Here is a 13826-nt window from a genome sequence, read left to right as displayed (position 1 = left end):
CGGCTTCGCCGCTCGTGAGTGAAAATGTATAGCCCGCTATACATTTTCACTCACGAGCCGGCTAGCCGGCCGAGCCGGTGGAAAATCCCTGCCAGAAATTCGGCCCGAACTGCGGCAGCGCCGTCGGTGCAGGCAAAGGTGCGGGCTCGGGCTGCGGGGCGAGCTGGGGCAACTGGAACTGCGGCAGGTCGAACTGCGGCTGGTTCTGCTGACCGCGGTTGTCGTGAACCGGATCAGCTGACGCGGTTCCGACGACGGCCACGAGCGGAACTGCGACGAGGGCACCCGTAACGGCGGTGCGGGTCAAGATCTTTCGAGTGTTCATGGGTTCTCCCTTTCGCGTAACTGATGTACGACTCGAAACTACGAGAGACATCGGTCGACGCGAAAGGGAAAACCAGGTACTCCCAGAGGTTCAGCAGTCCTCTGCCAGCATGCTCCGACCTGCGGTTTCGTTCCTTTTGCCCTGGGCAGGAACACGCTGATCCACACAGTTTCCTGTGAGTCTGGTGGGCTCGGTGCGCCGGGGTACGACGACGGTACTGCGTTCGGCGATGGTCCGGACCGGAACGCGAATTGCCAACGCGGACAACGTCACTATCGCGCACGCGATCGCACCGACGACGAACGCCGCGGTGTAGACCACCTCGCGCGGCACCGAAGTGCCCGCAATCGTGTACGTCGCCAGCATCGTGGTCAACACGGCACTCGCGATGGAGGTTCCGACGGTGCGCACGATGGAGTTGACGCTGTTGGCGACGCCGGTGTCGGCGGCGGACACCTCGGCCATCAACAGATTCGGGATCGCGGCGAACGCGAGCGAGACGAACACGTTGATGATCGACGACGCCAGAATCACCTGCCAGGTGGCTGCGTGGAAGAACACGAACAACACGAAACCGACGATCCCGACGAGGCCACCGGCGATCAGCACCGGTCGCGGGCCGAACCGTCGGATCAGCCCGCCGCTGACCGTCGCCGCGACGACGCCGACGGCCGCACCCGGCAACAGATACACGATGCTGGCGGAGAGCACGTCGGCGCTGAATCCGTAGCCGGCGACCGCGCGCGGTGTCTGCACGAAATAGCTGCACGCCAGGAAGTTTACGAACATGCCGATACCGACGAACAAGGTGGCGACGTTGGTCGCGAGCAACGGTCCGTGCGTCAACATCCGGGGCGCGACGAGCGGTGCGTCGACGCGGTTCTCGAAGACCCACCAGCCGGCCAGAACGAGCGCGCCGATCACGGCGCACGCGATGGTCGGAGCCGATCCCCAGCCCCACGTGCGTCCCTGTGTCAGGGAGAGGAACAGCAGTACGAGCGCGACGGCGAGCAACGCCGCACCCCACCAGTCGACGGAACCGCTGCCGGTGCGTCGGCGCGCGGGGATGCCGAACCATCCGAGGGTCATCGCGACCGCGACGAACGCCACCGTCAGCCAGAAGACGCGGTGATAGTCGGCACCGTCCGCGGTGAGGAGTCCGGTGAGGACGAGCCCGAACCCGCCGCCCACGCCCAAGGTCCCGGACAGAATCGCCATTGCGCCTACGAGCTTCCGGGGCGGCATCTCGTCGCGCAGTACGGCCAGCGCGATGGGGAACAGAGCATAGGAGACGCCCTGCAGGACGCGTCCGAGGATCAACAGCGGCAGGGAATGAGTCAGTGCCGCGATCAGCGACCCGACGAGCACGAGGCCGAGCACCGCGATCAGCACGGGCCGCTTGCCGTACAGGTCGGCGAGCCGACCGATGACCGGCGTCGCGACGACGGCAGCAAGCAGGTTGGCGGTCAGGACCCACCCGGCGGCAGTGGTGCTCACCTGGAGTTGGCTACCGATGGTGCCGACGATCGGGATCACCATCGTCTGCAGGACCGCAAGGGTCATGACCACGAAACAGAGCCCGGGCAGAAGAAGGAATCCGGGGCGAGCCGGGGTCGACATATGAAATTACCTCGTTACGTTTCAACCGAAAGACACAAAGATGCAAATGCTTGATATATGCATCTAAGTACCTATCAGGTTCGAGGCCGTCGCGAAAGCTGGGTACGACGTCAGAGCCCGCGGGTAGCCTGCGCGCGTTCGCGAAGTTCCGAGACGATCTCGTCGTTCCAGACGTGCTCCCGAACCAGGCGGTACCGCTCACGACTCATCCAGAGATAGGCCTCGGCGTCGGTACGGCCCTCGAGAATGTCGGCGGCACGGACCATGCGTACGACGGGAAGGAACTCCTCGCCGAACCACCGTCTGGCCACGGTCGCTCGGTCGACGAACTCGCCCAGCTCCTGCATCAGCCGAAAACCCCACGCTTCGACGGACTCGCTCAGCTCGGCGTAGTCGAACGGATCGGTGACGGTCACAGCCTCGCGTGCCTTGCCGGTCAGGGGAACCCGCGAGAGAAAAATGCGGCGGTGATCCTTGATGAGCAAGTCGCCGCGACGTGTGATTCCCTCCGGTGAGATCCTTGTCACGATCTCCGTGATCGCCGCGTCGATCGTCGTTCGGTGCATCGCGAACGCGATCGACACGCGGTGATGGCCGTCGAGCACGAAGTGCATCGATCCGACGCGATACACCTGGATCGGCGGCATCGATTCGCCGCGTCGTTGCGCCGCGGCGAGCCGCTGCCAACGCTCGCGCGTGCGTGCGGAGGTGGGCCGGAAGAATCTGTCGAAGTCACGCGTTCGGTCGACGCTGCCGACGATCGTGTCGACGCGGATCACCTGGACGCCGAGGTATCGCTCGCCGACCTTGCCCAGCGCGGCGACCACCTCGTCGAACGGCAGGATGGTGTTGACGTCGTCGGGCTGGCGACGTAGCCAACCGACGAGACGCGCGATGTCGGCTCGGCGTCGTTGCCGGGTGAAGTCGTTCTCGGCGTCGGCGGCAGGGAAACCGGTGTCACGTGCCATGGCGTCGCCTCACGATCGTGGGTGCGTGTTCTGGGTGTTCCCCGCCCGGGAAGATCTCGAGCAACGTGTAGCCGACGGTGTTGACGACGTCGGACTCGTGCAACCGAAGGTCGTCGGGTGTACGGCCGTGCGGATGGATGTGGCCGTGCAGCAGGACCTGTGGACGCAGTATCCGGGTGACGTCGCTCAGGCACTCGAACCCGACGTGCGCGGGATCTGTGTCGTCGCCGACGCCGAAGGGCGGGCTGTGCGTCAACAGGATGTCGACGCCACGCTGATCGCCGCGGACCTTCTCCGCCCATGTCTTGGTGCGCGTCAGGGACCTGGCGCGGCGGCGCTGCTGACGTTGCGTCCACTGGTTCGGCCCGCCGTTGTATCGAATGGACCCACCGAGTCCTGCGATGCGAAGCCCAGCCGCCGAGACGATCTTGCGATCGGCGTTGACAGCGCCCACGGGCCCCGGCCACGTCGTCGGAAGGCCCGCCCGCATCCAGCCGGCCCGGCCTGCCGAGTACCCCGTCAGATCGGGGTCGTGATTGCCGGGCACGAACACGCACGGGGCATTCAACGCGTCGGTCAGATATTCGAGGTAGTCGAACGGAAGGTCCCCGGCCCCGAGAATGACGTCGACGTCCATCGAGCGAACCTGGGCATTCCACAGACTCTCGATCGTTTCGTCGGAGACGGCGAGGACAGAGACCACGCGGACGACGCTACCGGGCGAGTGTGGTGTTGGATGTACTTCGTGAGCGACAGTGTCATTGCTCGGGTCCGTGCACATCTGATTGCCGAGATCGGGGACGAGAATCCCTCGTCGGCATCCGTCACCTTTCTCGGCCTCGAACCCCTCGACGTGCTTCGATTCGCCGACAACGACGACGACCTGGTCCGATATGCCACCCTCGGCTGTTCGAGGCATCCCATGGCCGACCCCAACGAACTGGTCGCCGACCCCAATCGCGGCCCACGGGCCGAACTGATCCTGACCCTCCTCGGCGGCGCGGGAATCGCGTCGGGAGTGCACAAGACACTCGCCGTTCTGGCCGCGTCGCCTGCCGTCGAGGGGCTCGTGCTCGTCGAGGATGCACTTCTCGATCTCGGCGAGCCCCTGTGGACGAATGCCCCGTTCACTGCAGTGCTCCTCGGGGCGGGCGACGTCGCCGATCTTGCGCTGCCCGAACCGTCGGACCCGGTTCGGTTCCTGTCCGTGGTGCCGCTGACAGGAACCGAAGCCGCGTGGGTGCGTCTGCGCGGAGCCGACGCGTTGCGCGACGCGTGGGCCGAGGCAGGCGTCGACGTCCGGGATCCGGCCAGATCGGCCGTGACGCTCTAGAGCCAGTTGTTACGTCGGAACGTCGCGAACAACCCGACGCACACGGTTGCGACCAGCCCGAGCACGACGTAGTACCCGTACGACCAGTGCAGTTCGGGGATGTTGTCGAAGTTCATTCCGTATATGCCCGCGACCATCGTCGGTACCGCCGCGATCGCGACCCACGCCGAGATCTTGCGCATGTCCATGTTCTGCTGCATCGTCACGCGAGCCAGCGCCGCATCGACGAGCGAGCTCAGTACCTCGTCGAATTCCGCGACGCGGTCCGCGACCGTCGTGTGATGGTCCTGCACGTCGCGTAGATACCGCCGGACGGCCTTCGGCACCGGAGTGTCCACCCCTTGCACGAGCCTGCCGAGCGGCGCCGACAGCGGAGTGACGGACCGTCGTAGCTCGACGACCTCACGCTTGAGCATGTAGATGTTCTCGATCGGCACGTGATGATCGGGGGAGAAGACCTCTTCCTCCATCGCGTCGACGTCGCGTTCGATCGACGACGTCACCGCCAGATACTCGTCGACGACATGGTCCGCGACGGCGTGCAGCACCGACGACGGCCCGAGCGCCAACCGCTCCGGGTTCTGCTCGAGCGCCTGCCGGACGCCGGACAGTCCCGAGTGCTCGCCGTGACGCACCGTCACGACGAAGTCGCGGCCGAGGAACACCATGATCTCGCCGCTCTCGACGATCTCGTTCGCCGTCGTCACCGACTCGTGCTCGACGTAGCTGACCGTCCGCAGAACGAGAAATGCGACGTCGTCGTAGCGTTCCAGTTTCGGGCGCTGGTGTGCGTGAACCGCATCCTCGACCATGAGTTCGTGCAAGCCGTAGTGCTCGGCGACGCCGTTCATCTGGCCCTCGTCGGGAGCATGCAGACCGACCCACACGAACCCCTCGCCGCGACGACGCACCTCCTCGATGGCGGCCGAGTGCGTGAACTTGCCCGGAAGTCTGTGCCCGTCGACGTACACAGCGCAGTCGACGATCGCGCGGGCAGTCGGCACCGGCACCTTCGGCCCGGTCGTCTGGCCGCGGGACGACGGGCGAAGGGAATGCAGCGACGGGAGCGACGGACGCGGCGGTAACGATGGCATGGGCTGCTCTCCTTCTTCGTCGAGCGAGCGCTGGTCTCGTGCGACGCGCAATCGTACGCCTGACATATGTACGGCTCGGGCGCCTGAGACACTGACTCTCGTGCGTATCGATCTCCATACCCATTCTTCGGCATCCGATGGCACCGACACCCCCACGGAGCTCGTGCACGCAGCCGCGGCTGCGGGCCTGGACGTCGTCGCGCTGACCGATCACGACACCACGTCCGGCTGGGACGAGGCGGTCGCCGCAGCACCGGCGGGACTGACCGTCGTACGTGGGATGGAGATGTCGTGCGAGGGTCGCGGTGAGGACGGCAACCCCGTCGCAGTCCATCTGCTCGCGTACTTGTTCGACCCGAACGACCCGGCATTCGCCGCCGAACGACGCAGGCTGCGCGCCGAACGTGTCGCCCGCATTCGCGTGATGGCAGAGCGGCTCGCCGTCGACTACCCGACGATCGAGCCCGACGCCATCCTCGCGGCATGCGGACCGTCCGCGGGCAGGCCGCACCTCGCGCGTGCGCTCGTCGACCTGGGCGCCGTGGCGTCCGTACAAGCAGCGTTCGACGGCCCGCTGAAGACCGACAGCCCGTACTACGTCGCCAAGATCGACACGCCGCTGGAACGCGCCGTCGAACTGATCGGTGCGGCAGGGGGCGTCAGCGTCGTCGCGCATGCTCGTGCGCGGTTGCGTGGTCGACTGCTCGACCTCGACCACATCCGCGAACTCGTCGGACATGGGCTCGGTGGCCTCGAGGTCGAGCATGCGGACCACGACGCCTCGGACACGAAGATTCTGCGGGAGTTGACCGAGGAACTCGACCTCATCGCCACCGGCTCGTCGGATTACCACGGCGAGAACAAGACACTGAAGCTCGGCGAGCACACCACTGCCGTCGACCAGTACGACAGGCTCGTAGCTCGGTCCCGAGCCACGACCACAACAGGAGGATGACGGGTTGCTTCGAGGTCTGAGTGGAGCAGTCACGGCCGGGCTGGTCGTGTTGGCCGTCGTCGTGGTCGGTACGCAGTATCTGGGCAGTCAGCGCGGATTTCCCGGGCCTGGCACGGTGTCGGTGGCCGCGCACATCGGTGCAGCGGTCCTCGCGGTGATCGTTCAGCACATCGCCGACCACCGGCGTCGCGTGGTCTCCGTCGTCGCATCGTTGCTGGTGTTCGTGATCGCCGGAGTACTGCTGTGGACTCAGTGGTGGAGCTGAATGTAGGCTGGCCGACATCATGGGCGCCACAGCGCCACGATCGTTTGTGACGGCACACCCGCCTCACGTCATCCTGGTTTTCGGTAGTTGCAGCCAACCGACGGCGCGCACCGAGACATCTTCTTCGAATCATCTTTTCGTCGTATCGTGCGCGTCGGCGTGAGGTGATTCCTTCTCAGGAGCTATAACGTGACGACTGTGACGCAACCCACCAACAATGCCGCCGATTTGTCCGCCATCACCGAGGAGGAGATCTTCCTCGGCCACGTCGGTGGAAAACTCTCGGTCGAGCTCACGGCGCCGCTCGAGACGCAGCGCGATCTGTCCATTGCTTACACCCCCGGTGTCGCCCAGGTGTCGCGTGCGATCGCGCAGGACGCGGCGCTGGCCAAGCAGTACACGTGGACCGATCGCCTCGTCGCCGTGATCACCGACGGATCGGCGGTCCTCGGCCTCGGCGACATCGGACCACGCGCATCACTGCCCGTCATGGAAGGCAAGGCCGCGCTGTTCAAGAACTTCGCCGGACTCAACTCCATCCCGATCGTTCTCGACACCAATGACGTCGACGAGATCGTCGAGACCATCGTGCGTCTGCGCCACAGCTTCGGAGCGGTCAACCTCGAGGACATCTCGGCGCCGCGCTGCTTCGAGATCGAACGTCGCGTCATCGAAGCCTTGGACTGCCCGGTCATGCACGACGACCAGCACGGCACCGCCATCGTCGTCCTCGCCGCCCTCAACGGTGCGGCCAAGGTGCAGGGGCGTGGCACCGCCGGACTCAAGGTCGTCATCTCGGGTGCAGGTGCGGCGGGCGTCGCGTGCGCCAACATCCTCCTCGCTGCGGGGATCCCCGACGTCGTCGTACTGGACTCGAAGGGCATCGTGTCCTCCGGTCGCACCGACCTCAACAGCGTCAAGACCGACCTCGCCTCGCGCACCAACCCGCGCTCGTTGAGCGGAACCGCGGCCGACGCCCTCGCCGGCGCCGACGTCTTCCTCGGCGTCTCGGCAGGCCAGATCGACGAGAGCTACATCGCGTCGATGGCGCCCGAGTCGATCGTGTTCGCCCTGTCCAACCCGGACCCGGAGATCCACCCGTCGCGGGCGAGTCTGTATGCGTCGATCGTGGCCACCGGGCGCAGCGATTTCCCGAACCAGATCAACAATGTGCTCGCCTTCCCCGGCGTGTTCAAAGGCGCACTCGACGCCGGCGCACGCCGCATCACCGAAGGCATGAAACTCGCCGCTGCCGAGGCAATCCTCTCGGTTCTCGGCGACGAGCTGGCAACGGACAAAATTGTCCCGAGCCCGCTCGACCCACGCGTCGCCCCAGCCGTTGCGGACGCAGTCGCGGCAGCAGCGCGAGCAGAAGGCGTCGCGTAGGACAGTAGGGGGAGGCACCCCGAGCCGGCCCCACCAGGGCTACGGTTCGGGGTGTTTTCACACGTCCGTCCACCCTCGCTCCCGGCCGGCCGCCTATTTCCGGACCGGCCGACCCTCCCTATTTCCGGAGCGAATGTGACATTTGGTCACTCAGAGTGACTGAGGGGCGCCCTCGCTCCCGGTGAGGTGACTGAGGGGCGCCCTCGCTCCCAGTGGGTGCACCTCCGGTCCGGAGCGAATGTGACATTTGGTCACTCAGAGTGACTGAGGGGCGCCCTCGCTCCCAGTGAGGTGACTGAGGGACGCCCTCGCTCCCAGTGAGGTGACTGAGGGACGCCCTCGCTCCCAGTGAGGTGACTGAGGGACGCCCTCGCTCCCAGTGAGGTGACCGAGGGACGCCCTCGCTCCCAGCCGGACAGGCTTCAGTCGACTTTCGCGAGCCCCGACGGCGTCCGGCGCAGTCGACCGGTGCCCGGGACCGACGCGTAGACCGCCAGCGCGAGCAGACCGTCGACGATCAGTGCGAGCACAGCGACGAGGATGGCGCCGACCAGGACACGGTCGTACTGGTACAGCGCGAGGCCGTCGAAGATGTACCGGCCGAGTCCACCGAGGTTGACGTAGGCGGCGACGGTGGCAGTGGCGATCACCTGCAGCGTCGAGTTCCGCAGGCCCCCGAGGATCAGCGGGAGCGCGTTGGGAATCTCGACGCGGAACAACACCTGTAGCTCGGTCATCCCCATCGCACGGGCAGCGTCGACCACGTTGTCGTCGACGTTCGCTATGCCCGCGTACGTTCCCGCGAGCAACGGGGGGATGCCCAACAGGACGAGAGCGATGATCGGCGGCACCAGCCCGAGCCCGATCAGCAGGACCAGGAACACGAGCACGCCCAGCGTCGGCAGCGAGCGCAATGCGTTGACGAGTCCGACGACCGCTACTTCACCGCGTCGGAGGTGTCCGATGAGCAGGCCGATCGGAACGGCGATCGCTGCGGACACGACGACGGCCAGCAGGCTGTACCAGACATGTTCGAGGAGGCGGGCGCCGATTCCGGTGCTGCCCTGCCAATTCGCGGCGTCGAAGATGTAGGAGAACGCTCCAGAGAAGATGTTCACCGGTCACCCCTTCCGCTTCGCCGGTGTCGACCCGAGCCGCGTCCACGGAGTGAGTCGACGACCGACCAGGTAGAGCGCCGCGTCGAAGACCAACGCCAGGAAGACGATCGAGATGATGCCGGCGAGAATCTGGTCCGGGTAGTCACGTTGATAACCCTGCGTGAAGAGTTGACCGAGCCCCCCGATGCCGATGACCGACCCGACGGACACGAGCGAGATGTTGGTGACTGCAACGACGCGGACGTTCGCGACGAGAACCGGCAGGGCCAACGGAAGTTCGACACCGATGGCGCGACGCAGCGGCGTGTACCCCATCGCTTCGGCGGAGTCGACGACTGCGGCGGGCACCGAATCCAACGCTTCGGGGACCGCGCGTATCAGCAGTGCCGTCGAGTAGACCGCGAGTGCGACGACGACGTTGATCGAATCGAGCACCCTCGTTCCGATGATGGCCGGAATGGTGACGAACAGCGCGAGCGACGGGATGGTGAACGCAATACTGGCCACCGTCAACGTGATTCGACGAACCCATGACACGTTCCGGATGAGCGTCCCGACCGGAACAGCGATGAGCAGGCCGATGAGCAGCGGAACGAGCGACAGGTACAGGTGCGTCTTCGTCAGTCCGAGGACCGTGTCGAAGTTGTCGATCAGCCAACGCATCAGCTGGAACCGTCTTTGCTGAGCGGTACCGCGTCGAAATGGTGCCTGTTGCGTTCTTGATCTTCCGCTTTGCGTTGTGTTGCAAGGTGTTCGAGAACCTCGGATCCGTCGATACCACCGGCGACGCGGCCTTCGTGGTCGACGGCGACGCCGATGCCGGACGGCGACGAGATCGCCGCGTCGAGTGCCAGGCGGAGATCGCCGCCGACACTGAACAGCGAGCCTCCGGCCGCGGTGCTCTGATCCACCGTGCGTCCGGCGCGGATACCTTCGACGCCGGTGACGTCGATCCATCCGAGGGGAGTGCGCTCGTCGGTGACGACGAGGACCCATTGGCCCTGTTCGAGGCGGAGGTTCTTCAGATTTTCGGCTGTCGACGTCTCGATGTCGTGCAGCGGAACGGAATTCGCGGTTCGGAACGACAGGCCGCGGTATCCGCGATCGCGTCCGACGAACGACGCCACGAAATCCGTTGCAGGAGAGGAGAGTACGGTCTCCGGACGGTCGTACTGCTGCAAACGACCGCCCGTGCCGAATACGGCGATGCGGTCACCGAGACGCACGGCCTCGTCGATGTCGTGCGTCACGAAGACGATGGTCTTCTTCAATTCGGCCTGCAGACGCAACATTTCGGTCTGCAGATCCTCGCGTACGACGGGATCGACCGCGCTGAACGGCTCGTCCATCAGCAAGATCGGTGGGTCGGCGGCAAGCGCCCGCGCAACACCGACGCGTTGCTGCTGGCCCCCGGACAGTTGCGCCGGGTACCGCGACGCCATCGCCGGATCGAGGCCTACCCGCTCGAGTACCGTCAGCGCGGCCTTACGCGCTGACCGTCGAGACTCGCCCCGAAGCACCGGCACCGTCGCCACGTTGTCGACGACGGTTCGGTGGGGGAGGAGCCCCGCGCTCTGGATGACGTACCCGATGCCGCGGCGTAGTGCCACGGCATCGGTGTCGGCGATGTTCTTCCCGTCCACGGTGATCACGCCGGACGTCGGCGTGATCATGCGGTTGATCATTCGCATCGACGTCGTCTTGCCACAGCCGGACGGACCGACGAACACCGTGAACGACTCCGGTTCGATTCGAAGGTTCAGGGTGTCCACTGCCGTCGTGCCGTCGGGGTACTGCTTGGTGACGTTGTCGAACGTGATCACGGGTAGTGCTCTCCGGTCGTCGGAAGGAAATCGCGGACGAAAGTTGTCAGCTGATGGGAGTGCTGAGTCCCTGTTCCTCGACCCACTGCTTGGCAGCGGCCGCAGGCTCTGTCTTGCTGTCGCCCGACACCGACTGGTTGAGAGCAAGTAGGCCCTCGGTGGTCAGCTTTGCCGAGATGGCGTTGAGAACGTCGGTCAGCTTCTCCGAGTTCTTGCCGGCATTGATGACCGGGACGACGTTCTGTGCGGCGAAGTTGAACTTCGGATCCTCGAGCACGACGAAGTCGTTCTGTGCGATCGACGCCGACGTCGAGAAGATGTCAGCCGCCGTGACCTGGCCTTCGGCGAGAGCTGCGACCGTTGCCGGGCCGCCGCCGTCGGCGATCGGGACGAACTTGCTCGGGTCGATGTCGACGCCGTAGTTGGTCTTCAGACCGGGCAGACCGTATGCGCGCTCCTGGAACTCGGGCGGTGCGCCGATGCTGATCTCGGCCGAATGCGGCGCCAGATCCTCGATGGTCTTCAGGTTCCAGCGCTCTGCCGTCGCACGGGTGACGACGATCGAGTCCTTGTCCTCGGCGGGCGCGGGGTCGGCGGTGACCAATTCGGAGCCCAGTGCGTCGGGAAGCGCTGCCTCGACGTCGTCGGCGGAGGTCGCGGTGGCTTCGGGATCGAGGTACTGAAGAAGGTTGCCGGTGTAATCGGGAATCAGGTCGATCGACCCGTCCTTGACGGCCGGTATGTATGCCTCGCGGCTGCCGATGTTGAGCGTGGTGCTGACGTCGAAGCCGTTGACTCGCAGGACCTCGGCGTAGATGTTGGCGATGGTCTCGGACTCGGTGAAGTTGGCCGAACCGACGACGATCGAGTTGGGATCGCCGTTGCTCTCACCACCGCCGCTGGACAGTGGGTCGGAATTGCCGCCGCACGCGGTCAATGCCAGGGCTGACAGGGTGAGCGCAGCCAGGGCGCGCGTGGTACGGGTGATGTTCATGGGTTCCTTCCATCTGTACCGGCTCGCCAACGGCTTCCGCTGGCTCTGCACGGACGCTCGGGATGGTGATCGGGGCAAGCTTAGCCATAAGGTTGCCCCGGTGGTCATCTCGTTCGCCCCATGTTTCCCGGCGTGCGAGAACCATAAACCTGCCCACCGACAGTTCCCCCGGAATGGAGTGTTCTTCGTGAGAGCGTGTGGCCCGAAACTGGCCGTCGTCGTTCTGTTGTCCTGCGTCGCGGTGGCGTGCAGCGGATCCGAGCAGGAGGCGTCGACGATCGTCGTCGGGTCGGGCAACGACGTGCGAGACGAACTGGTCGCCGAGATCTACGCGGGCGCACTTCGTTCGGTGGGCGCACACGTCGACACGGACACCCGCATCGGGGACCGAGCGGACTACCTCGCTGCGCTCGACCGAGGTGATGTCGATGTCGTACCGGACCTGACCGGCGAGCTGATGACGTCGTTCGACTCGACGTCGACGGCCACGACTGCCGACGACGTCTTCGTCGATCTCAACAAGTCTCTCCCGGCCGGACTTTCGGTGACCGACTACGCGACCGCCGAGGACAGGCAGGCCGTCGCGGTCGCGTCGTCGGGCCCCTTCGCCGACGCCACGGCCGTCGACGACATCGTGCCCGGATGCGGGGCCTCGACTCTCGTGGTCGCGGACGCCGATATCGCCGCGGTCGACGTGTTGAGTGCCGGATACGGGTGCACCTTTGGATCCGTGACGACCGTGGCGGACGGCGATGCCGTCGTCGACGCGGTGGCCGACGGTTCGGCGGATGTCGCCGTCGTACGCACGGCGTCGGCAGGTCCGGGGGTGAAGGATCTGACAGCCCTGACGGATACCGACGACGTGTTCGCTGCGCAGAACGTCGTGCCTCTGTTCCGCGATGGGGTGTTGAGCGACAGTGAGGTTCGCTCGTTCAGCGTCGTCGCGGGGGAACTGACGACCGCGGACCTCGCCGACATGATCGGCGAGGTCCGCGGTGGGGCGTCGTCAGGCGATGTCGCTGCTCGCTGGCTCGGTGAGCACAACCTCTGACGTGCGGACGTGGGCACCGAGGAACGCACCGAGATGGTGTACCGCCTCGGCGGCCTCGCGCAGGATCGAGGCCTGCAGATGCGCGACGTGCCACAGCTTCTCGTATTCGACGTAGTCGACGTCGACACCGGACAGCAGCAGTTTCTCGTGGAACGCGACGATCTGCGGGTACAACACTTCGGAGGTCCCGACGTGCAGGACGACGGGCGGCAGGCCACCGAGATCGCCTTGAAGCGGCGCGTAGCCCTGGTCGAGCGGGTCTCCGTCGCCCAGGTACGCCTCCGCCGCCGCGAACGACCAGGCGGTGTTGACGACCAGGTCGCGCTGGATCTGAGCGTCACGAGCGGCGGGGTCGATCCATGGCGAGATCAGGCCCAACGCAGCCGGTGTCACGCCGTCGTCGACGAGTCTCCGTGCCGTCGCGACAGTCAGTCCGCCGCCCGCCGAATCTCCGGCGATCGCAACACGATCGGCTGTGAACCCATGTCTGCGCAACAGTTCGCGATACGCGGCGACCGAGTCGTTCAGGCCTGCGGGGAAGGGGTTCTCGGGGGCCAGTCGGTAGTCGAGAACGTATACGGCACTTGCTGATTCGCGCGCAAGATGGGCCGCGAGCGATCGATGCGTTGCCATCGACCCGATCGTGAACGCGCCGCCGTGCAGGTACAGAATCGCGGTGGTGCGCTCGGTAGCACCGACCGTGACGCGTTCCGCGGGCCTGCCGCCCAGCTGGAGCTTCTGCACCACCGTGCCGTCGGGCAGGGTTTGTATCGGTGCGCCGATCTCGAGGATTCTCCGCTGAACGGTGACCGGCAGTCTGGCGTCGAGTGCGACTCGGTAGAACGGCTTCAACAGTGCCGAGACGACAGGTAGCGGAAGGTAGACGCTTCTCAT

Annotated in this window: 15 protein-coding genes; 5 read left to right on the top strand and 10 right to left on the bottom strand. The window is 65.6% G+C overall.

Going from position 1 to position 13826, the window contains the following annotated elements:
- Positions 1–61 precede the first annotated feature (61 nt).
- The 4 genes from CHB96_RS12435 to CHB96_RS12420 form a co-directional block, all read right to left on the bottom strand.
- Positions 62–325: a hypothetical protein gene (locus tag CHB96_RS12435; RefSeq protein WP_089246517.1), complete on the bottom strand. Its 264-nt coding sequence runs from the start codon at positions 323–325 to the stop codon at positions 62–64.
- Positions 326–415: 90 nt separating this feature from the next.
- Complete coding sequence (locus tag CHB96_RS12430; RefSeq protein ID WP_089246515.1) at positions 416–1945, bottom strand: MFS transporter; 1530 nt, start codon at positions 1943–1945, stop codon at positions 416–418.
- A gap of 110 nt (positions 1946–2055) precedes the next feature.
- Positions 2056–2913, bottom strand: coding sequence for a chromosome partitioning protein ParB (locus CHB96_RS12425; protein ID WP_089246513.1), 858 nt, complete (start codon positions 2911–2913; stop codon positions 2056–2058).
- Entirely contained in the window at positions 2903–3616 is a 714-nt protein-coding gene (locus CHB96_RS12420; RefSeq protein WP_089246511.1) for a metallophosphoesterase family protein, read from the bottom strand. Before CHB96_RS12420 ends, CHB96_RS12425 begins: the two co-directional genes overlap by 11 nt.
- A gap of 33 nt (positions 3617–3649) precedes the next feature.
- Here CHB96_RS12420 and CHB96_RS12415 point away from each other — a divergent pair, with 33 nt between their 5' ends.
- Positions 3650–4246 (top strand): suppressor of fused domain protein, encoded by a 597-nt coding sequence (locus tag CHB96_RS12415; RefSeq protein WP_089246509.1) that lies wholly within the window; start codon positions 3650–3652, stop codon positions 4244–4246.
- Here CHB96_RS12415 and CHB96_RS12410 read toward each other — a convergent pair.
- On the bottom strand, positions 4243–5340 hold the full coding sequence (locus CHB96_RS12410; protein WP_089246784.1) for a magnesium and cobalt transport protein CorA: 1098 nt from the start codon (positions 5338–5340) through the stop codon (positions 4243–4245). The two genes, CHB96_RS12415 and CHB96_RS12410, sit on opposite strands and share 4 nt — an antisense overlap.
- Positions 5341–5440: 100 nt before the next feature.
- Between CHB96_RS12410 and CHB96_RS12405 the strand changes: the two genes are divergently transcribed.
- The 3 genes from CHB96_RS12405 (at position 5441) to CHB96_RS12395 (ending at position 7946) form a co-directional block, all read left to right on the top strand.
- Positions 5441–6295, top strand: a complete 855-nt coding sequence (locus CHB96_RS12405; RefSeq protein ID WP_089246507.1) for a PHP domain-containing protein — start codon at positions 5441–5443, stop codon at positions 6293–6295.
- A 4-nt stretch (positions 6296–6299) separates the two neighbouring features.
- The gene (locus tag CHB96_RS12400; RefSeq protein WP_245865542.1) at positions 6300–6560 is read left to right on the top strand and encodes a hypothetical protein; all 261 of its coding nucleotides are present in this window, start codon (positions 6300–6302) and stop codon (positions 6558–6560) included.
- 189 nt (positions 6561–6749) lie between these two features.
- A complete protein-coding gene (locus tag CHB96_RS12395; protein ID WP_371829007.1) occupies positions 6750–7946 on the top strand; it encodes an NAD(P)-dependent malic enzyme in 1197 nt (398 codons plus the stop codon).
- Positions 7947–8368: 422 nt separating this feature from the next.
- Here the strand turns inward: CHB96_RS12395 and CHB96_RS12390 are convergent, their stop codons facing one another.
- Genes CHB96_RS12390 through CHB96_RS12375 form a run of 4 tightly spaced genes read right to left on the bottom strand, consistent with a single transcriptional unit; the run spans position 8369 to position 11881 of the window.
- On the bottom strand, positions 8369–9064 hold the full coding sequence (locus CHB96_RS12390) for an ABC transporter permease (protein WP_089246503.1): 696 nt from the start codon (positions 9062–9064) through the stop codon (positions 8369–8371).
- A gap of 3 nt (positions 9065–9067) precedes the next feature.
- A complete protein-coding gene (locus CHB96_RS12385) occupies positions 9068–9727 on the bottom strand; it encodes an ABC transporter permease (protein ID WP_089246501.1) in 660 nt (219 codons plus the stop codon).
- Entirely contained in the window at positions 9727–10887 is a 1161-nt protein-coding gene (locus CHB96_RS12380) for an ABC transporter ATP-binding protein (protein ID WP_089246499.1), read from the bottom strand. Before CHB96_RS12380 ends, CHB96_RS12385 begins: the two co-directional genes overlap by 1 nt.
- 46 nt (positions 10888–10933) lie before the next feature.
- Complete coding sequence (locus CHB96_RS12375) at positions 10934–11881, bottom strand: ABC transporter substrate-binding protein (protein WP_089246497.1); 948 nt, start codon at positions 11879–11881, stop codon at positions 10934–10936.
- Positions 11882–12068: 187 nt separating this feature from the next.
- Here CHB96_RS12375 and CHB96_RS12370 point away from each other — a divergent pair, with 187 nt between their 5' ends.
- Complete coding sequence (locus CHB96_RS12370) at positions 12069–12932, top strand: glycine betaine ABC transporter substrate-binding protein (RefSeq protein WP_089246780.1); 864 nt, start codon at positions 12069–12071, stop codon at positions 12930–12932.
- Here CHB96_RS12370 and CHB96_RS12365 read toward each other — a convergent pair.
- The gene (locus CHB96_RS12365) at positions 12888–13826 is read right to left on the bottom strand and encodes an alpha/beta hydrolase (protein ID WP_089246495.1); all 939 of its coding nucleotides are present in this window, start codon (positions 13824–13826) and stop codon (positions 12888–12890) included. The two genes, CHB96_RS12370 and CHB96_RS12365, sit on opposite strands and share 45 nt — an antisense overlap.

The sequence above is a fragment of the Rhodococcoides kyotonense genome, from assembly GCF_900188125.1.
In the GTDB taxonomy this organism is placed as follows: Bacteria; Actinomycetota; Actinomycetes; order Mycobacteriales; family Mycobacteriaceae; genus Rhodococcoides; species Rhodococcoides kyotonense.
Note: the sequence above shows the minus strand (reverse complement) of the source record. Positions and strands in the feature narration are given on the sequence as shown.

Coding starts and splice junctions, on each gene's coding strand:
- CHB96_RS12435 (WP_089246517.1), bottom strand. CDS start 325: ATGAACACTCGAAAGATCTTGACCCGCACCGCCGTTACGGGTGCCCTC.
- CHB96_RS12430 (WP_089246515.1), bottom strand. CDS start 1,945: ATGTCGACCCCGGCTCGCCCCGGATTCCTTCTTCTGCCCGGGCTCTGT.
- CHB96_RS12425 (WP_089246513.1), bottom strand. CDS start 2,913: ATGGCACGTGACACCGGTTTCCCTGCCGCCGACGCCGAGAACGACTTC.
- CHB96_RS12415 (WP_089246509.1), top strand. CDS start 3,650: ATGTACTTCGTGAGCGACAGTGTCATTGCTCGGGTCCGTGCACATCTG.
- CHB96_RS12410 (WP_089246784.1), bottom strand. CDS start 5,340: ATGCCATCGTTACCGCCGCGTCCGTCGCTCCCGTCGCTGCATTCCCTT.
- CHB96_RS12385 (WP_089246501.1), bottom strand. CDS start 9,727: ATGCGTTGGCTGATCGACAACTTCGACACGGTCCTCGGACTGACGAAG.
- CHB96_RS12375 (WP_089246497.1), bottom strand. CDS start 11,881: ATGAACATCACCCGTACCACGCGCGCCCTGGCTGCGCTCACCCTGTCA.
- CHB96_RS12365 (WP_089246495.1), bottom strand. CDS start 13,826: ATGAGAAGCGTCTACCTTCCGCTACCTGTCGTCTCGGCACTGTTGAAG.